The sequence below is a fragment of the Neorhizobium petrolearium genome (assembly GCF_029854435.1).
In the GTDB taxonomy this organism is placed as follows: domain Bacteria; phylum Pseudomonadota; class Alphaproteobacteria; order Rhizobiales; family Rhizobiaceae; genus Neorhizobium; species Neorhizobium petrolearium.
Map to the genome: position 1 here is coordinate 4,947,501 of NZ_CP123000.1, position 18,793 is coordinate 4,966,293.

At 59.8% G+C, this 18,793-nt stretch carries 15 protein-coding genes, 1 tRNA gene, 2 rRNA genes and 1 pseudogene (1 of these 19 running past the window's edge); 15 read left to right on the forward strand and 4 right to left on the reverse strand.

The window, feature by feature from the left end:
* The 7 genes from QEO92_RS23890 to QEO92_RS23920 form a co-directional block, all read left to right on the forward strand.
* Nucleotides 1-1,113: ribosomal RNA gene (locus tag QEO92_RS23890) — 23S ribosomal RNA — on the forward strand (it extends 1,837 nt beyond the left edge of the window).
* A 274-nt stretch (nucleotides 1,114-1,387) separates the two neighbouring features.
* Nucleotides 1,388-1,502 (forward strand): 5S ribosomal RNA (gene rrf / locus QEO92_RS23895).
* A 263-nt stretch (nucleotides 1,503-1,765) separates the two neighbouring features.
* A tRNA-Met gene (locus QEO92_RS23900) sits at nucleotides 1,766-1,842 on the forward strand.
* Between the two features lie 183 nt (nucleotides 1,843-2,025).
* Nucleotides 2,026-2,412 carry a transposase gene (locus QEO92_RS33275; RefSeq protein WP_407721842.1) on the forward strand — a complete coding sequence of 129 codons (387 nt, stop codon included), beginning with the start codon at nucleotides 2,026-2,028 and terminating at the stop codon, nucleotides 2,410-2,412.
* Nucleotides 2,409-2,753: an IS66 family insertion sequence element accessory protein TnpB gene (gene tnpB, locus QEO92_RS23910; RefSeq protein WP_227704663.1), complete on the forward strand. Its 345-nt coding sequence runs from the start codon at nucleotides 2,409-2,411 to the stop codon at nucleotides 2,751-2,753. The genes QEO92_RS33275 and tnpB overlap by 4 nt, the downstream gene beginning before the upstream one ends.
* A gap of 75 nt (nucleotides 2,754-2,828) precedes the next feature.
* On the forward strand, nucleotides 2,829-4,448 hold the full coding sequence (gene tnpC / locus QEO92_RS23915; protein WP_227703531.1) for an IS66 family transposase: 1,620 nt from the start codon (nucleotides 2,829-2,831) through the stop codon (nucleotides 4,446-4,448).
* A 481-nt stretch (nucleotides 4,449-4,929) separates the two neighbouring features.
* On the forward strand, nucleotides 4,930-5,067 hold the full coding sequence (locus tag QEO92_RS23920) for a hypothetical protein (RefSeq protein ID WP_227704665.1): 138 nt from the start codon (nucleotides 4,930-4,932) through the stop codon (nucleotides 5,065-5,067).
* 221 nt (nucleotides 5,068-5,288) lie between these two features.
* Here QEO92_RS23920 and QEO92_RS23925 read toward each other — a convergent pair whose 3' ends face one another.
* Nucleotides 5,289-5,639: an ethanolamine utilization protein gene (locus tag QEO92_RS23925; protein ID WP_037151957.1), complete on the reverse strand. Its 351-nt coding sequence runs from the start codon at nucleotides 5,637-5,639 to the stop codon at nucleotides 5,289-5,291.
* A gap of 131 nt (nucleotides 5,640-5,770) precedes the next feature.
* Complete coding sequence (locus QEO92_RS23930; RefSeq protein ID WP_227704666.1) at nucleotides 5,771-6,757, reverse strand: alpha/beta fold hydrolase; 987 nt, start codon at nucleotides 6,755-6,757, stop codon at nucleotides 5,771-5,773.
* An 861-nt stretch (nucleotides 6,758-7,618) separates the two neighbouring features.
* On the opposite strand from QEO92_RS23930, the gene istA reads away from it, so the two are divergent.
* The 4 genes and pseudogenes from istA to QEO92_RS23950 all read left to right on the forward strand — a co-directional run bounded on the left by istA (nucleotide 7,619) and on the right by QEO92_RS23950 (nucleotide 13,052).
* A complete protein-coding gene (gene istA, locus QEO92_RS23935; RefSeq protein WP_227704227.1) occupies nucleotides 7,619-9,172 on the forward strand; it encodes an IS21 family transposase in 1,554 nt (517 codons plus the stop codon).
* An 18-nt stretch (nucleotides 9,173-9,190) separates the two neighbouring features.
* Complete coding sequence (istB, locus tag QEO92_RS23940) at nucleotides 9,191-9,967, forward strand: IS21-like element helper ATPase IstB (protein ID WP_227704226.1); 777 nt, start codon at nucleotides 9,191-9,193, stop codon at nucleotides 9,965-9,967.
* Nucleotides 9,968-10,157: 190 nt separating this feature from the next.
* Nucleotides 10,158-11,919 (forward strand): annotated as a pseudogene (locus QEO92_RS23945) (monovalent cation:proton antiporter-2 (CPA2) family protein).
* 176 nt (nucleotides 11,920-12,095) lie between these two features.
* Nucleotides 12,096-13,052 (forward strand): quinone oxidoreductase family protein, encoded by a 957-nt coding sequence (locus QEO92_RS23950; protein ID WP_037151962.1) that lies wholly within the window; start codon nucleotides 12,096-12,098, stop codon nucleotides 13,050-13,052.
* A gap of 58 nt (nucleotides 13,053-13,110) precedes the next feature.
* Here QEO92_RS23950 and QEO92_RS23955 read toward each other — a convergent pair whose 3' ends face one another.
* Nucleotides 13,111-13,995, reverse strand: coding sequence for a LysR family transcriptional regulator (locus QEO92_RS23955; protein ID WP_227704667.1), 885 nt, complete (start codon nucleotides 13,993-13,995; stop codon nucleotides 13,111-13,113).
* 153 nt (nucleotides 13,996-14,148) lie between these two features.
* Here QEO92_RS23955 and QEO92_RS23960 point away from each other — a divergent pair, with 153 nt between their 5' ends.
* The 4 genes from QEO92_RS23960 (at nucleotide 14,149) to QEO92_RS23975 (ending at nucleotide 18,007) form a co-directional block, all read left to right on the forward strand.
* Nucleotides 14,149-14,808: a hydrolase gene (locus QEO92_RS23960; protein WP_227704668.1), complete on the forward strand. Its 660-nt coding sequence runs from the start codon at nucleotides 14,149-14,151 to the stop codon at nucleotides 14,806-14,808.
* 180 nt (nucleotides 14,809-14,988) lie between these two features.
* On the forward strand, nucleotides 14,989-16,020 hold the full coding sequence (locus tag QEO92_RS23965) for an LLM class flavin-dependent oxidoreductase (RefSeq protein WP_037151970.1): 1,032 nt from the start codon (nucleotides 14,989-14,991) through the stop codon (nucleotides 16,018-16,020).
* 4 nt (nucleotides 16,021-16,024) lie between these two features.
* The gene (locus tag QEO92_RS23970; protein WP_227704669.1) at nucleotides 16,025-16,900 is read left to right on the forward strand and encodes a LysR family transcriptional regulator; all 876 of its coding nucleotides are present in this window, start codon (nucleotides 16,025-16,027) and stop codon (nucleotides 16,898-16,900) included.
* A 171-nt stretch (nucleotides 16,901-17,071) separates the two neighbouring features.
* The gene (locus QEO92_RS23975; RefSeq protein WP_037151976.1) at nucleotides 17,072-18,007 is read left to right on the forward strand and encodes a pirin family protein; all 936 of its coding nucleotides are present in this window, start codon (nucleotides 17,072-17,074) and stop codon (nucleotides 18,005-18,007) included.
* Nucleotides 18,008-18,084: 77 nt separating this feature from the next.
* On the opposite strand, the gene QEO92_RS23980 is transcribed toward QEO92_RS23975, so the two are convergent.
* Nucleotides 18,085-18,765 carry a glutathione S-transferase family protein gene (locus QEO92_RS23980; RefSeq protein ID WP_052182878.1) on the reverse strand — a complete coding sequence of 227 codons (681 nt, stop codon included), beginning with the start codon at nucleotides 18,763-18,765 and terminating at the stop codon, nucleotides 18,085-18,087.
* Nucleotides 18,766-18,793: the final 28 nt, after the last annotated feature.

Below are 18,793 nucleotides of genomic sequence, written 5' to 3' on the forward strand. Positions count from 1 at the left end.
GTAGCGACTGTTTATCAAAAACACAGGGCTCTGCGAAGTCGAAAGACGACGTATAGGGTCTGACGCCTGCCCGGTGCTGGAAGGTTAAGAGGAGGGGTGCAAGCTCTGAATCGAAGCCCCAGTAAACGGCGGCCGTAACTATAACGGTCCTAAGGTAGCGAAATTCCTTGTCGGGTAAGTTCCGACCTGCACGAATGGCGTAACGACTTCCCCGCTGTCTCCAACATCGACTCAGTGAAATTGAATTCCCCGTGAAGATGCGGGGTTCCTGCGGTTAGACGGAAAGACCCCGTGCACCTTTACTATAGCTTTACACTGGCATTCGTGTCGGCATGTGTAGGATAGGTGGTAGGCTTTGAAGCGGGGACGCCAGTCTTCGTGGAGCCATCCTTGAAATACCACCCTTATCGTCATGGATGTCTAACCGCGGCCCGTCATCCGGGTCCGGGACAGTGTATGGTGGGTAGTTTGACTGGGGCGGTCGCCTCCGAAAGAGTAACGGAGGCGCGCGATGGTGGGCTCAGAGCGGTCGGAAATCGCTCGTCGAGTGCAATGGCATAAGCCCGCCTGACTGCGAGACTGACAAGTCGAGCAGAGACGAAAGTCGGTCATAGTGATCCGGTGGTCCCGCGTGGAAGGGCCATCGCTCAACGGATAAAAGGTACGCCGGGGATAACAGGCTGATGACCCCCAAGAGTCCATATCGACGGGGTTGTTTGGCACCTCGATGTCGGCTCATCGCATCCTGGGGCTGGAGCAGGTCCCAAGGGTTTGGCTGTTCGCCAATTAAAGCGGTACGTGAGCTGGGTTCAGAACGTCGTGAGACAGTTCGGTCCCTATCTGCCGTGGGTGTAGGAATATTGACAGGATCTGTCCCTAGTACGAGAGGACCGGGATGGACATATCTCTGGTGGACCTGTTGTCCTGCCAAGGGCATAGCAGGGTAGCTATATATGGACGGGATAACCGCTGAAGGCATCTAAGCGGGAAACCCCCCTGAAAACGAGTATTCCCTATCAGGGCCGTGGAAGACGACCACGTTGATAGGAGGCGTGTGGACGTGCAGCAATGCATGAAGCTTAGCCTTACTAATCGCCCGATCGGCTTGATCGTTCTCATTGACCATGCTCATCAAGCGGAGCTTGATGATGCTTTTGTTCAGCGCTCACGCGCGTACGCCCTTCGGGCTGCGCTCCGCGGGGGCGCCGGACGACCGGCGACGGACTAGCGTCCTGTATGGGTGCCATACGCACCGCAGTACGAAATCCGTCCCAATCGACGTGTTCATAAAAACCAATCACTACCGACAGTTCACCAATCACTGTCGGAGTGAACCAGCTTCTCAACAATCTCCGGCCTCAACGGCCGGAGCATTGCCCTTAGCCGACCTGGTGGTCATGGCGGGGTGGCTGCACCCGTTCCCATTCCGAACACGGCCGTGAAACACCCCTGCGCCAATGGTACTTCGTCTCAAGACGCGGGAGAGTAGGTCGCTGCCAGGTCTGCTAAAGGCAATGCCGCTGAAAAAACAAAGCAAACAATCTTCTCATCACGAAAACAAACGGCCCATGCCGATCCCAAGGGCCGCCCGCAAAGCGGCCTTTCTGCTTTGCAGAACTGATGTGAATATGAGGAAAACGTCCCGTTATATCACCGGTGCGTCCCTCACATGAAACAACTTGGCAAAACCAAGTTGATCAGGCAGAAGATGCAAGCGCTTCGCGCTTACATCACCGCGATAAATCCCAAAGGGATTTACGCTTGGCGCGGGGTGGAGCAGCCCGGTAGCTCGTCAGGCTCATAACCTGAAGGCCGCAGGTTCAAATCCTGCCCCCGCAACCAACGATCCCTGCGATCCCAAAGAGCCCCCTCCGTGGGGCTTTTTGCGTTTCTGGGTGCCGGAAACCGCAGCTTCTCCCATCAGTTCCTTAAGGACTGCCGTCTGTTCGTAAGCGCGTAGACCACCCCACGTATCTTTCGTACTGCTGATCGGCGATTTTCTGCATGAGTCATGCGGAGAATTCTATGAGCGACAGTGTGAATCACCCTCGAACCTTTGAGATTTTGACCGCGGAGCCCGTGCGAAGACGACGCAAGCCGCGTGCCTGGTCGGATGACGAAAAGGCGCGGATCGTCGCCGCGACGCTGCAGCCTGGGGCGAATGTCTCGGCGGTTGCCCGGTCTGAAGGCTTGGATCCCTCGCAGCTTTATGAGTGGCGTCGCAAGGCACTGGCATCGGGAGTTGTTGCGCCCCTGACGGAGGGAACGGGCAAGCAGATCAAGTTCGCGCGCGTTGAAACGGTAAGCAGCGGCTCGGTGGATATTGTTGTTGCAGATATGGTGGTGCGCGTCGGCGGCGATTTTGACCCTGATCATCTGGTGAGGGTTCTACGGGCGGCTCGCAAGGCATGATCGCCTCCGGTGTGGTGGTTTATGTGTCGTGCCAGCCGGTCGACTTCCGCAAGGGGGCCGCGTCGTTGATGGCGCTGGTGCGGGATGGCGGTCTCGATCCCTTCAATGGCGCGCTTTACGTCTTCCGGTCGAAACGAGCCGATCGTATTCGTATTGTCTGGTGGGATGGCAGCGGTGTCTGCCTCTATTCGAAAACCTTGGAAGATCAAGGCTTCTGCTGGCCGGGCATATCGGCGGCACGGATACGTCTGGACCATTCTCAGCTGATGGCGTTGCTGGCCGGAATGGATTGGAAAAAGATCCGCCCGAACAAGGTCAGGCGACCCTTGTTGACGGGCTGACCGCGCCTGCGGCAAGATGAATCATGCCGCTGTAATGGTTGGGAAAACGGCTGTTTTTGTGCTCTAATCCTTCCCATGGATTTGCCCCCTCACGACCTGCCGGACGACGTTGACGCGCTGAAAGCGATGGTTCTCGCGCTGGCGCGCGAGCAGGCTGCGAAAGAAGTCCGGCTGAAGGCCGCTGAAGCTGAGATCGCGCGGCTGGAGGCGGTGGAGAAGAGTGCCAACGAGCGGATTGCCAACCTCACATCGATCCTGAAGGTTCTGCAGCGCACCCAACATGGCACCCGTTCCGAGCGATTGCGGCTTGGCGTCAACGACGAACAGGTGTCCTTTGCCTTCGAGGAAGTCGAGACCGGCCTTTCGGCAATCCAGAGCGAGCTTGATCATGCGGCCAAAGACAAGCCGAAACGAGCACCACGTCCGCGCAAGGGTTTTGCCGCTCATCTCGAACGCATCGAGGAAGTGATCGAGCCGGAGATCCCGGCCGGCTGCGAGGGGCTGGAAAAGGTCCTGATCGGTGAGGATCGCTCGGAACGACTGGATGTCGTGCCGCCGAAGTTCCGGGTCATCGTGACGCGTCGCCCCAAATATGCCTTCCGGGGCAACGATGGCGTGCTCCAGGCTTTGGCACCGGCACACATCATCGAAAGTGGCCTGCCGACGGAGCGGCTGCTCGCCTATATCGCCGTCTCCAAATACGCCGACGGCCTTCCGCTCTACCGGCAGGAGGCAATCTATCTACGCGACGGTGTCGAGATCAGCCGATCACTGATGGCCCAATGGATGGGGCATCTGGGCTTCGAACTGCAGATATGCGCCGACTACATCCTTGAGCGCGTCAAGGAGGGCGAAAGGGTCTTCGCCGACGAAACGACCTTGCCCACTCTTGCGCCCGGTTCGGGGAAAACGACGAAGGCCTGGCTTTGGGCTTATGCTCGCGATGATAGACCCTATGGCGGAACCAGCCCGCCGATGGTGGCCTATCGGTTTGAGGACAGCAGGGGCGCTGATTGCGTGGCGCGTCATCTCGCCGGATTTGGCGGCATCCTGCAGGTAGACGGCTACTCGGCCTATACCAATCTCGCCAAGACGCGTGCCAAGGCCGGCAGCAATGAAACGATCCGGCTCGCAGGGTGCTGGGCGCATCTACGCCGCAAGTTTTACGACCTCCACATCAGTGGTGTCTCAAAGGCTGCAACGGACACGATCATCGCGATGATCGAGCTGTGGCGCATTGAGGATGAGGTCCGCGGTCGGGATGCCGACAGCCGTTCCATGCTGCGTCAGGAAAAATCTGTAACCATCGTCTCCGGCCTCTTTGATCTTTGGGAAAAGGAACTGGGCAAGGTCTCTGGCAAGTCCAAGACCGCCGAAGCGATCCGCTACGCGCTCACCCGGCGCGAAGCACTGGAGCGCTTCCTGACGGACGGCCGGATCGAAATTGACTCCAATATCGTCGAGCGCGCGATCAGGCCCCAAACAATTACGAGAAAGAACAGTCTATTCGCCGGCAGCGAGGGTGGTGGACGCACTTGGGCGACGGTCGCCACCCTCTTGCAGACAGCCAAGATGAACAACGTCGATCCGCTTGACTGGCTCTCCCAGACCTTGAACCGCATCGCTCAAGGCTGGCCCGTATCTGAAATCGAGGCGCTCATGCCCTGGAACTTCAAGTCCCACGCCATCGGCTGACCGCTTACGATAGGCACGGATATGTGGCAACGGGAATGGACCGACCGACAGAGGCTTCGGACATGTCAAGCCGGGCACTCTACAAGCACGCCCGCAGCAAGGCGCAGCTCATGGTCGCCGCGCTGAACGAACGGCCCCTCGGTTCATGCGGCGCATCAATGTACAAAGCGTGGATTTTCTCTTCTCCGCGCCGGAAGACTGGATCCGCGTCGAAGGCGCTCGGGGATGCCTGTTTCTTCGCGCCCGGCCCGAGACCGGCGGCGAGACGCCGGGATCAACAAGGCCGTGAAGGCACATAAAACCGAGTTCAGCAGGCGGGTGCGCGAATCCTTGCGGCAGATATTGGTCGCGACAGTCCAGTCTTGGTTGAGCAGGTGATGATCCTTTTCGAAGGCGCAACCCACGCGGCGGTTTACATGAGTTCCTAAGCGGTTTCGGCCGCACGGACCGCGGCAGCACTTCTTGTTCAGGCGGCGCGGTCATGACTCCGACTGTCCGCATCGGCGCTACGGGCTTTGGCCTGATTGCCGTGTGTTATGGGTTCGCCCGTTTTGCGTTCGGCCTGTTTCTGCCGCAGATCGATGGCGAGTTCGACTTCGGCTCGACACTGAGCGGGTGATTTCCGGCGGCTCCTTCGCCGGCTATTGCGCCCGCAATCATCGCTTCGGCCGTAGTGACGGAAAAGGTCGGTGCGCGGGCTGTCGCTACCGGTGCAGCCATCGTGGCCGCCTTAGATTGTTCGGCATCAGAGAATTTGGCAGGACGACATCCACAGTCCGATTGGTTTGAAAGCTGTCACCCGACGCGGTCTGCCCTCTTCCAAGCGTAACCGGTCGCCGATCACGCCTCTGGCTGCTGCCAATGAGGATAGGTCACATAGGCGGTGACGGCACCATCCTCGTGGGAGCGGATCATCACCCTGTCGCCTTTCTGCATGGCGATGATCTCTCCGGGACCTGCCGTCACCGATTTGTGGCCGTCGGAGACGGTGATCTTTCCTTCAAGGATCACCATTGTGTCGTGCACGGCCATAGTCTCTTCCAGGGTCTGGGCCGGCCCATAGCGCCCAAAACCGATGGTGACCGGCCCACCGTGACGCTGGTCGAGGAGGTTGCCGGTGAAGATGTCGCCATCCTGCCCTGGCGAGCGTTCGAGCGCTGCGTCGGCAATGGTGAACCTGTGAACGGTCATGGACTAGCTCCTTCGAAATTGGCTGAGGGAATTGAATGCGGCATGCCCCTCCGGACCGACGCCGCGGGGCCGGGGGGCGATGGCTCGACTGAACTGCGGGACAGAGCATAGCGCCCTGTCCCGCACGCGCGTTAGTTGGCGATGAACGCCAAAATGTCCTCGTTCAGCACATCTGCATTGACCGTCAACATGCCGTGAGAATAACCGGGGTAGGTCTTCAGCGTGCCATTCGGCAGCAGTTTGACCGCCTTGGTGGCCGAGGCGGCGATCGGAACGACCTGATCGTCCTCGCCGTGCAATACCAGCGTCGGTACGGTGATTGCCTTGAGGTCCTCGGTCTGGTCGGTTTCCGAGAAAGCCTTGATGCCATCGTAGTGGGCCTTGGCGCTACCCATCATGCCTTGCCGCCACCAGTTCTGGATGAGGCCTTCATGGACCGCTGCACCGTCACGGTTGAAACCGTAGAAGGGGCCTGCCGGAACGTCGCGGAAAAACTGGGCGCGGTTGCTTGCCAGCGCCGACCGGAAGCTGTCGAAGACCTCCATCGGCGTGCCTTCGGGGTTGCTGTCGGTTTTCAGCATCAGCGGCGGAATCGCGGCGACGAGGATAGCCTTGGCCACCCGGCCGGCCGGTTCACCATGCCGTGCCACATAGCGTGCGACCTCCCCACCGCCGGTGGAATGGCCGATATGAACCGCGTTCCGCAGATCCAGCGCTTTTGCGACGGCAAAGGCGTCGGCTGCATAGTGATCAATGTCGTGCCCCTCGGCAACCTGCTCCGATCGTCCGTGGCCGCGCCGGTCATGCGCGACGACGCGATAGCCCTTCGACAGGAAGAAAAGCATCTGCGCGTCCCAATCGTCTGAACTGAGCGGCCAACCATGGTGGAATAGAATGGGCTGTGCATCCTTGGGACCCCAGTCCTTGTAGAAAATCTGAACGTTGTCGTCGGTCGTGACAAAGCCCATGGTGAGTCCTCCTTCTGACAGTTTGAGGGTAACAGGTTCGCCGGCACGCGCGATGCCCGGCAGTAATGTGAAGCTTGCGACAAGTGCCGCGGCCGAGGTCAGGGCATCGCGGCGGCTGAGCGGCAGGTTTTGGGTAGAGATTGGAGGCATGGAGACGTTCCGTGGTTTAATCCAAAGGCGAAGGTTGCGATCATGCGCGGCGGCCTCGGCGACGGGCTCGTATACGGATGTGCGGTTAGAAGGGTCGTGGGTGTGCCCATGGCTGACCTTCCAGTGTCTAGGTTTGCCGGCAGACATGCTCCCAAGTGTTGTCGGAAGACTTGATGGCATCTCGACAAGCGATGCGATAGTCCGCCATGGCGGGAAGCTGTGTCGCCAAACGCGGAACACCGAACGGATTTGGCCTCACGCCTCCGAATCGGCAGATCATGCAGTCGGATCGCCGACATCGCTGTCTGGCCGTTCAGATCACCTGCCGCGACTGCGCACGTCCAGCGATCCTCTCGCGACTCCTGCCGCCCGGCAGATCACCGGGACGATCCTCACTGTGGACAGCGGAGCGCTTTCGTGAAAGCGCAATGCAATTGGTGGTCGCTCGATGATGGTCGGGCGAAGGTTGGCCGGTGCCCCAATCCTTGTGGAAAAGCCGGGTGCCGTAAATTAGGTCATCTCAACTCTTATCGTTGTACTCGCGACTCTTTGCGGAGTTGTATCGCTGAAGCCACGGGTTGTGTGTTCCGCTTCTTGCGACATAGTTTTGCGAATGTGGAGGCTATTCAGCCTCAAACTGCAACTATACCAAACGCGGTGAAGAATGCGGGTTTCGGTAATTCGCGGACAGGGATTCCATTAAATCCCGGACAGCAATTTCACTAAATCCGGGACAGCATTTCCGCTAATTCGCGGACAGCGATTCCGGTAAATCCCGGACAGTCTTTCGGGATAAAGAGATCGACTTTCGCACGCGCCGTTTTGCCATTCTGGACCTCGATTTGAACGAGGGGCTGATGAATGGCGAGACGGAAGCAGGCGAGACTTACTGACGTGAAGGACATTCGATCGATATTGCGACTGACGTACGAACAGGGGCTTTCGGTTCGTGCGATATCGGAACGGCTGAAGATCAGCAAAACGACCATTTCGACCTACCTGCTGCGGGCGCGTGAGGCCGGGCTGACAGGCTGGCCGTTGCCGCCTGGGCTGGACGATGATGGCATTCTGCAGCGCCGCCTGTTCCATCGTCGCGGCCGTCCGCCCCAGGACATGCACGAACCCGACTGGGGCAAGATCGCCAGTGAATTGAAGCGGAAGGGCGTGACACTGACGCTGTTGTGGCAGGAATATCGCGAACGGCACCCCAACGGTTACGGATACACGTGGTTCTGCGAGCGGTTCGCCGCTTTCGAACAGCGCGCCAACGCCACCTTCCGCAATCGCCACACAGCCGGCGCGGCGATGCAGACCGACTACGCCGGCCAAACCGTCCCGGTGATCGATCCGGTGACGGGCGAAATCCGGCTGGCGCAGATCTTCGTCGCGGTTCTGCCAGCCTCCTTGTACACCTTCGCCTATGCAAGCTTCACTCAACGGTTGCCGGACTGGATCGAGGGTCAGCAGCGGGCGCTGGGTTTCTTCGGTGGTGTGACGAAAGCCATCGTCTGCGACAACCTCAAGGCCGGCGTTGCCAAGCCCTTGTGGTTCGAGCCGACCATCAACGCCACTTTTGCGGCATTCGCCGAGCATTACGACACGACGATCCTGCCGACCCGTCCGAAACGGCCGAAGGACAAGGCTAAGGTCGAAGGCAGCGTTCTCATCGTCGAGCGCTGGATCCTGGCGCGGCTGAGAAACGACCGTTTCTTCAGCCTTGTCGATCTCAACGTGCGGATCAGCCAGCTTCTCGACGATCTCAATAGCCGGCCGATGCGCCGGGTTGGCAAATCCCGGCGGCAGCTCTTCGAGGAGATCGAGCAAGACGCGCTTGCGCCCTTGCCGGCAACGCCATTCGAATACTCCGAATGGAAGTCGGCAAAGGTTCATCCCGACTACCATGTCGAGGTCGACAAGGCCTTCTATTCCGTGCCGCACCGCCTGATCGGCCGCAAGGTCAATGTCCGGCTTACAAGCCGGATCGTCGAGATCTTCCATGATCACCAACGCGTCGCCAGCCACCGCCGGACGTCGCAGCGGGGCGGTCATGTCACCGTCAACGAGCACATGCCGAAGACACATCAGCATTATGCCAACACGACACCTGCGAGCCTCATCAAGCAAGCTGCAAAGATTGGCCGCAACGCTGCAATCCTGATCGAGCGGCTGATGCGCGATAGACCTCATCCTCAGCAAGGATACCGCGCCGCTCAAGGCGTTCTATCGCTTGCGCGCCGGTACGGCCCCGAGCGTCTGGAAGCGGCGTGCGATCGGGCACTGACGATCAATGCGCTCAGCTATTCCTCCGTCAGCACCATCCTCAAATCCGGTCTCGATCAGACCCCGCCTGGTGTTGAGCCGGTCAAGCCCACCCCGGTGCATGGCAACATCCGCGGCAGCTCCTATTACCAGTGAAGAAAGGAAGATACTCACATGCTCACACATCCAACCCTCGACCAGATGCATGCGCTCGGCCTATCCGGCATGGCGGCAGCATATCGCGACCTTGCCAATCAAACTGAGGGCATCGATCTCAACCGCGATGAATGGCTCGGCCTGATGCTCGATCGGGAGATGGCCGTGCGCGGCGACAAGCGCCTGACCAACCGGCTTGCAATCGCCAAACTGCGTTTCCCCGACGCTTGCATCGAGAATATCGACTTCGCCGCCCATCGCGGCCTCGACCGCCGACAGCTCCTCTCGCTTGCCCAAGGCGAATGGCTCAAAGCCCATGAGCACTTGATCCTGACCGGACAAACGGGAACGGGCAAAACCTGGCTCGCCTGCGCCATCGGACGGCAGGCGGCCCGCCTCGATTATTCCGTTCTCTATGTCCGCATGCCCCGTCTCTTCGAGGATTTGGCGCTGGCGCGCCTCGACGGGCGGTTTCCCCGATTGGTCGACAAGCTCGCGCGTGTTCAATTGCTCATCCTTGATGACTGGGGAACCCACGCGCTCAGCGATCAGCAGCGGCTCGATCTCCTGGAAATCTTCGAAGAGCGCTACCGCCGGAAATCCACTCTGATCACTGCCCAGCTTCCCGTCGCGCAGTGGCACGAGATGATCGGCGAACCAACGATCGCTGACGCCATCCTCGATCGTATCGTCCATAACGCCCATCGAATTGCGCTCGAGGGAGACAGCATGAGGAAGCAAAAACCAAGACCGCTCTTGACCGAAGCGCAAAACGCCGAAATCAATAACCAATGACATCAACCAGGCGAACGAAAGTCGATCCCGCCAGACTGTCCGCGATTTAGTGAAACGACTGTCCGGGATTTACCGGAATCGATGTCCCGTTAATCCGAAATCCGCAGTGAAGAACACTGAATGGCGGGACGGGGTCTATTTTTGGCCGGCGCCCGGCTGCTCAAGCATGTGAGATCGGAAGGGCGAATGCATGGCTGAAGCGAGCTTGGGGCAGACGATCGGGCCTGCGATCGTCCTGATGGGGGCAGCGGTTGTCGCGGTGCCCTTGTTTCGGCGGCTCGGCCTTGGGTCGGTTCTGGGCTATTTTGCTGCTGGCGTGCTTGTTGGTCCGTCGGTGATCGGATTGTTCACTGATGCCCTGTCCATTCTGCATTTCTCGGAACTCGGGGTGGTGATGTTCCTGTTCGTCATCGGACTGGAGTTGCGCCCATACAAGCTGTGGGCCATGCGTGGCCAGATCTTCGGACTGGGCCTCATGCAGGTGGCGGCGGCAACCGCAGCCCTGACGCTGACGGGCATGCTGGTCTTTGGCCTTTCCGGCCCAGTGGCTTTCATTGCCGGGGCAGGTTTCGTCCTTTCCTCGACGGCCGTCATCATGTCGGTCCTCCAGGATCGCGGCGAGATTTCCGGCGCCGAGGGCCAGAAATCGGTCTCCATCCTCCTCTTCGAAGACCTGATGATCGTGCCGCTCCTGGCGGTGGTCGCCTTCTTGTCGCCTCTGTCCCAGGGACAGTCGGGATGGATGGACGTTTTGCTGGCGCCTGGCGCGTTGCTCGTTCTTTTGGGTGTATCAAGATGGGGCCTGAACCCGTTCTTCGCGCTGCTGGCGCGGGCGCGAACGCGCGAAGTGATGACGGCGGGTGCGCTGCTGGTCGTGCTTGGAGCAGCATTGCTGATGGCCGGCGCTGGTCTTTCCATGGCAATGGGCGCATTCCTTGCCGGGGTGATGCTGTCGAGCTCCAGCTACCGGCATCAGATCGAAAGCGACATCGAGCCGTTTCGCGGCCTGCTTATGGGCCTGTTCTTTATGGCCGTCGGCATGTCGCTCGATCTTTCCGTGGTTGCCGCGGAATGGTGGTTCCTGTTGTCCATGCTGTGCGCCTTCATCGTCGCAAAAGGCGTCGTGGTCTATGCGGTTGCACGTTCATTTGGCAGTTCCAGTCATCAGGCATTGCACCGCACCTCCATGTTCCTGCAGGGCGGCGAGTTCGCCTTCGTGCTCTACGCTGCCGCGACCACAGGCGGCGTGATTGATGCGCGCGAAAATGCACTGTTTACCACCGTCGTGATCTTCTCCATGGCCCTGACGCCGCTTCTCATGATCGCGGCAGACAGGCTGCTGCGAAGCGAGGCATCGATGGAGGGCGTTGAGGTGGCCCGGGATCTCAATGGACGTGTGCTCATTATCGGTTTCGGCCGCTTCGGACAGATCGCTTCGCAACTGCTGCTTTCCAAAGGTGTCAGTCTCTCGGTGATTGACATGAATCCCGACCGTATCCGCGAGGCGGGACGATTTGGGTTCAAGGTCTTTTTCGGTGACGGCACCCGGCTTGATACTCTGCGCCACTCCGGGGCTGGTTCCGCCGAGGCACTGATGATCTGCATCGACGACCCCAAAGCCGCAATACAGATCGCTGAACTGGCGCAGCATGAATTTCCGCAGGCAAAGATTCTGGTGCGCAGCTATGATCGCGGACATGCCGTGGATCTGATCCGCGCCGGCGTGGACTATCAGATCCGAGAGACGGTCGAATCCGCCTATCTGATGGGAGCGGAAGGCCTGCGAGCGTTGGGTTATGCCGAGCTTGATGTGGAGGAAGCTGCCGAATGTCCGTCAACGGGACAATGAGCGACTGTCCGAGCAGGTGCAAGGAGACGCCATGTCTGGACGGGATCGCCTGCACATTCGGCCCGTCCCCGAGCCGCTAAGCGGAGTCGCAGCGTCGAAATAGACAGCCTGATGCTGCGTCGCACCGGCCTGGCCTGGCAGGTGGCGACGCGGCCGCAGGCATTCCCTTTCCCTGCAACCCACGCGCGTAGACATGCCTCGTGCTTGATGACGCGCGATGGATGGACGGTCCCGACGCATCAGGCGGGGCACGCTTCACTCTTCGCAAAGGAAATGCACATGAAAGCCGCGGTCTATAACAACCCTGGCCCTCCAGCGGTCCTGAGATATGTCGATGTGCCCGCTCCCGTCTGTGGGCCAGATGATGTCCTGATTGCTGTCGAGGCGATTTCGATCGAGGGTGGCGACCTTATCAACCGGCGATCGACACCACAGCAGTCCGACTGGGTCGTCGGCTATGCTGCGGCCGGAACCGTGGTGGCGATCGGTGAAAATGTTCGCGATCGGTCAGTCGGAGAAAGGGTGGCTGCCTTCGATATGCTGGGATCGCATGCGGAACTCTGGTCGGTGCCTGCCACGCGTACATGGCTGGTTCCGGATGGTCTGGAGATGGGCCAAGCCGCCGCGCTGCCCATTTCGTTCGGAACCGCATATCATTGTCTGATCACTCGAGGCGGCCTGCGTGAAGGTGAGACGATCCTGATCCAGGCTGCCGCCGGCGGTGTCGGTCTGGCCGCTATCCTACTGGCGCACGGGCTGGGTGCTACCGTGATCGCCGTAGCGAGCGGTGGCGAGCGACAGGCACGCCTGACTGCGCTGGGTGCGTCACATGTCCTCGACCGCCTGGAAAATGACGTGGTCAAAGAGGTTCTTCGGTTGACGGGCGGCGACGGGGTCGACCTCGTCATCGATCCAGTTGGCTCGACCTTGCAGGCCTCGCTATCCGCACTTGCTCCCGAGGGCCGCCTCGTGTTCGTCGGGAATGCCGGCGGCGGGGAGCTCAATGTCGAACTGTGGCAACCAATGCAGAATAATCAGACGCTTCACGGCGTCTTCATGGGGGCGCTGTTCGAGAGGCCTGCCGTGCATGGCACGGTTGACGAACTTCTCAGGGCAACGGCGGAAAAACGTCTGGAAGTCGTGATCGACCGGGTGTTTCCACTGCGCGATGCATCGAAGGCACATGAGTACGCAGAAACAGCTAAACCGTTGGGTCGCGTCGTGATGATACCGTGACCTTTGGCATATCGGCACTCGGTCTCATGTCTTCCGAAGACGGAGTAGAGCTGTAGCGCTATCTTGTCGACTCCGGGCCGTGGTTGAAACACTCGATCAGCATCTCGGTCAGCACCCGGACTTTTCTTGCAGGACGCTGCCCCGGCGGTCTGACTACATATATGCCGGCCGGAGGTGGCGGATGGTGTTTCATGACCGGAACCAACTCGCCTGAGGCCAGATAATCTTTTACAAGGTCGTCAGGGAGCGCGGCGATGCCCAAGCCGGCTACTGCAGCGACGGCGAGAGCGGCCCCGTTGTCGGCCTTGAAGCGCCCCTGCGGGCGAATGGTTATAATCTTGTCCCCATCCATCACCTGCCAGGTTTCCGTGCCTTGCATGAGAGCCTGATGGGTGACAAGCTCGTCCGGTGTCTCCGGCGCACCATGGATTTTGATGTAATCGGGGCTTGCGACGAAACTCCCATAGAGGGGACCGACGCGTCTTGCGATCAGGCTGGAGTCCTGAAGATTGCCAACGCGGATCGCGCAATCGTAGCCTTCTGCGATCAGATCCACGAAACGATCACTGTAACAGGTCTGGATCTGGAGATGAGGATGGCGGCGTGCCATTTGCGCAATCACCGCTGCGAAATGCGTAGGGCCAAAGGATAGCGGTGCGGCAAGCCGCAAGCGGCCGCGGAGCTCACCGGCCGGCAGGATGGTTTCCCTTGCCACATCGATTTCGGCTGAAATCCTCGCTGCGTAGTCGCGGAAGGTTGCGCCCGCCTCTGTCAGAGAAGCCCCGCGTGTGGATCGGGCCAGAAGTTGGACACCAAGCTCTGCTTCAAGCCGTACAAGCCGTCGGCTGACCATCGACTTGGAGATGCCAAGGCGTAGCGCGGCCGATGTGACGCCTCCCGCATCGGCAACTTCGACGAATGTCCGGAGATCTTCGATATCCATTCAGCGTTCCTCATTCTGCGACACAGCTTAGCACAGACAAGGACTACCGCATCACAAACAGGAATGACAAGTTTCGTCCCGCGGCAGCGCCTCGGAGGGCGCATGTCTTTTGAGCAAACGCGCTTCAATAAACCGCCAACATAGGATGAAACCATGACCTTTCGTAACGGCCTTGACTCACTTCTCCGCCCCGAAGATTCCGTCCTCGTCCTGATCGATCATCAGCCTTACCAACTGGCGAACCTGAACAGCCATGATCCTCATATGGTGGTCAACAACACGACCGCGCTGGCGAAGCTGGCAAAAGCCTTCAATGTTCCGACCATTCTGACCAGCGTGATCGCGGCGCGCGGTGGACTTCTCTTTAAGCAGATCACCGAAGTGTTCCCTGGCCAGGAAGTCATCGATCGCACCTGGGTGAACACCTGGCAGGACGAGAATGTGGTGAACGTCGTCAAGGCGACCGGCCGCAAGCAGTTGATCATCGCCGGCCTGTGGACCGAGGTCTGCGTCGCAATGCCTGTCATCCAGGCCGCCGGCGAAGGCTGGGACGTGACCGTGATCACCGACGCGTCGGGCGGGATTTCGAAGGAGTCTCACGAAGTTGCCATCCAGCGAATGATTGCGGCCGGCGCGAACGTGATGACCGTGATGGCGCTTGCTGGCGAATGGCAACGCGATTGGGCGCGCACCGAGCATGTCGAGGAGCTGACCGAGATTCTCATCCAGCACTTCGGCGGCAGCGGTATCGCATATCTTTGGGAGCAGCAGCTTCTCAACACGCCGGTGCCGACCACCCAAAGCGGGCACTAAAACCTAACGAGATGACGGGGTTCTCGATGAACGTGTCGCAAGAGTCCGGACGGTGCGTTGAACCTCGTTGTCTCTTTTTCATGACGGGTCGAAGTATCTGAAGCACCGGCTTGATTGTGCGCATGATGAATTTCCAGCGTCAGTCGCCGGCGTAGACTGATAAACAACCAGGGACCAAAAATGGAAATCGGAATCGACAGTTTTGCAGCCATCCTCCCGGATCCGGCCACAGGCAAGCTTCCTTCGGCGACCGAGCGTATGGCCGAACTCATCGAGGAGGTCGTCGTCGCGGACCGCGTCGGGCTCGATATCTTTGGCATAGGTGAGCATCATCGCGGCGAGTTTCTTGATTCTGCCCCAACTGTCATTCTGGCCGCGGCAGCCGCCCGGACCAGCCGGATCAGATTGACGAGCGCGGTGACCGTTCTGAGCGCCGCCGACCCGGTGCGGGTTTTTCAGGAGTTCGCAACTCTCGATCTGATTTCCAAAGGCCGTGCGGAAGTCGTTGTCGGCCGAGGTTCGTTCGTGGAAGCCTATCCGCTATTCGGTCTGGATACGCGGGATTATGACGACCTTTTTGCGGAGAAGCTTGACCTGTTTCTCAAACTTGGCGAGGCGACCAATATTACATGGGAAGGTCGCTTCCGTCCGGCCCTCAGAGGGCAAGGTGTTTTTCCGCGTCCCCATCAAGCACAGCTACCAGTATGGATCGGAGTCGGCGGCACGCCGCAATCCTTCGCGCGCGCCGGAGCGCTTGGCCTGCCGCTGATGATCGCAATCATCGGAGGGAGTTTCGAGCGCTTCCGTCCGCTCGTCGATCTCTATCGTGAGGCCGGCATGCGCGCGGGGCACAGTCCGGAGAAGCTCAAGGTCGGCGTCCACGCGATGGGATTCGTGGGCGAGACCAGCGCGGCAGCGAAGGATGCCTTCTTTCCGGGATGGGCGCAACTGACGACGAAGATCGGTCGCGAACGCGGCTGGTCGCCGCCGACGCGCCAGCAGTTCGAAGCTATGGCAGGTGCGGAGGGCGCATTCCTGGTCGGTGACCCGAAGACCGTCGCAGCCAAGATGCTGCAGGTCAGCGAAGCGCTTGGCGGCGTTTCGCGCATCACCTTCCAGATGAGCACGGCCTCTCTCGATACGGCAGCGATGAAGAGATCGATCGAACTTCTTGGCACTGAGGTCGCGCCGATCATCCGGGAAGCGCGGTAGCCGAATGGATATCGAAGATCTGCGGACCTTCGTCGAGGTCGCCGATGCCGGGGGCGTTTCTCCCGCAGCACGTCGACTGGGGATATCCAAGTCGATGGTCAGTCGGCGTCTCATCCGGCTCGAGGGGGCGCTCGGCATCCAGCTTCTTGCGCGAACGACCCGTGGCGCCGGTCTCACGGAAGCCGGGACGACGTTTCGGGAACATGCAGCAAGGGTCTGTGCGGAGATCGACATTGCGCGAGAAACGATACTGCCTGCCGGCGACCTTCGCGGGCGCCTGCGGGTGGCCCTTCCGCTCACATCAGGCCCGGTGCATTTTGCGCCCGTGCTTGCGGAGATGGCGCGCCACCACCCGCAGCTTCAGATCCACGCCGAATACAGTGATCGGTTCGTCGATCTGATCGCGGACGGCTTCGATTGCGCGATCCGGGTCGGCGCCCTCCGCGACTCGAACCTGATTGCAAGACGCGTTGGTCAGATCTACGGCAAGCTGGTGGTGAGCCCGGACTATATCAGAATACATGGTTCGCCTGAAACACCGGACGAAATCGTCGCCCACCAAGCGTTGGTTGGTGCCGAAACGTGGCGGTTCATGGATGGTGAGAAGATCATCACTGTACAACCGCAAGGCCGTTTCAGGTCCGACAACGGTGCGGCGCTCGCCAGTGCAGCCGCAGCAGGGCTTGGTATTGCGTGGCTCCCCGATTGTGTCACCCATGACTATCTTGTCTCCGGCGCGCTCGTTCCAATCATGACCCGCTATCCGCTGCCGGTGGGTGGGGTCTACATCGTGCGGCCGCCCAGCCCGCACCCGTCGCGAAAGGTGCGTATCCTCTCCGAGTTCCTGGTCGAATCGTTCGAAAAAAATCTTCATTTGTGAGGCGCAGGGAGTCGATGCTTTCGACTGCACGTTCCGCTTTTTGCGACACAGCTCTCCGCGCCGTGCAGCTAGTCGTAATCGCGCTCACCTGTTAGTCACCTGGACCATGCAAAGGCTCCTGCGCTCTACGCGGGTGGGGGATCGCCAGGCGAAGAGGAGAGGTGAACGCGTATGAGTTGGAACCCTGCAATCGAACCAGGCTGTCCTGACGAGGTCGGCATCGATGCCATCGAAACGCTCATCGTTCCGCGCTCCCGCGACCTTGGCGGCTTTGAGGTTCGGCGCGCTTTGCCGGCGTCAAAACGGCAAATGGTTGGACCATTCATCTTCTTCGATCAGGCGGGACCGGCCGAGCTCCTGAGCGGGCAAGGCGTCGATGTCAGGCCGCACCCGCATATTGGTCTGGGGACCGTTACGTACCTTTTTCGCGGTGATTTTCATCACCGCGACAGCACCGGCGCGGACCAGATCATCCGCCCCGGCGAGTTGAACTGGATGATTGCCGGGCGCGGTGTGACCCATTCGGAGCGGACCACGGCGGCGGCGCGAAGCGGCCCGAACAGCTTGTTCGGGATTCAGACCTGGGTGGCCTTGCCCGAAAGCCACGAGGATATGGCGCCCGTATTCGAACATCATGGCAAGGAGGCGCTGCAGACAATCGAGGACAATGGGGTCTCGGTTCGGCTTATCCTTGGAAACGCGTATGGCAAGCGTGCGCCTGCCACGATGCTGTCCGAGACATTTTATGCCGACGTAACGCTTGAAGCGGGAAGCCGATTGCCAATGCCGGACGACCATGAAGACCGGGGCATCTACATCGTCGAAGGCACGATCTCGATAGCCGGTCAGGAGTACGAAGCGCCTCAGATGATGGTCTTCCGTCCAGGCGACAAGATTACGGTCGCGGCTGGCGAGAGAGGCGCGCGGCTGATGATCCTGGGCGGTGCGACACTCGCCGGACCCCGATATATCTGGTGGAACTTCGTTGCCTCGTCGCAGGAGCGTATCGAAGCCGCAAAGGCCGAGTGGCGCGCCGAAAACTGGGGCAAGGGCCGCTTCGATCTTCCGGTCGACGACCGGAATGAGCACATCCCGCTTCCAGAGTGATGAGGGCGGCCTTTCATCGGATGACAAATTGCAGAAGATTGCCCCCGTTATCGAGTGCATGAGACGAGAAGGCGCGTTTATTTAAAGTGAGGATTGTTCTCCCGCTCCAGCACAGATCTTACGGCTGGTCGCTCGAGCATCTGGTTCATGTGTCTCGTGAAATCCTTCAGCGTGTCCATCGGCAACCCGTTGGTCCTGCCCCAGCCGTAGAAGACAAGTGCGTAGGGATCCGCCACGGTGTACCGGTTCCCCATGATCCACGTGTTGCCGGCAATAAGGCTGTCGATTTCCTGCATGCTCTCCCAATAGGATGATACCGCCTTGGCGCGAATGTCCTCATACGCCTCTTCACGATCGGCGAAGCGGTAAGGCCGGAACTTCGCGCGCTGGAAGATATGAGGGGTGTTCGAGAACCAGGCCATCTGTGCGATGCACTGCATTTGCTCGACGATATTGGTCGGAAACATGCCGGTTTCCGGATTGGTCAAGCCTATATATGTCAAGATGGCAGTGTTTTCCGTGATCACCCGGCCGTCCTGCGCGACAAGCGCCGGCACTTTGCCGCGAGGGTTGACGGCAAGGTATTCCGGCGTGAGGTGCTGGTTCTTCGACAGAAGCGTTTCCACGGGTCTGAATGGCTTGCCCGTTTCCTCCAACGCGATGTGTGGGGCCAGCGAACAGGCGCCTGGACTATGGAACAGGATCAACTCGCCCGTCAGTTCCGAAGTCTTACCCGAAACCGCAAGTCCATCAGTCATCTTGAACTCCCCCTGTTATTCGCTCGAG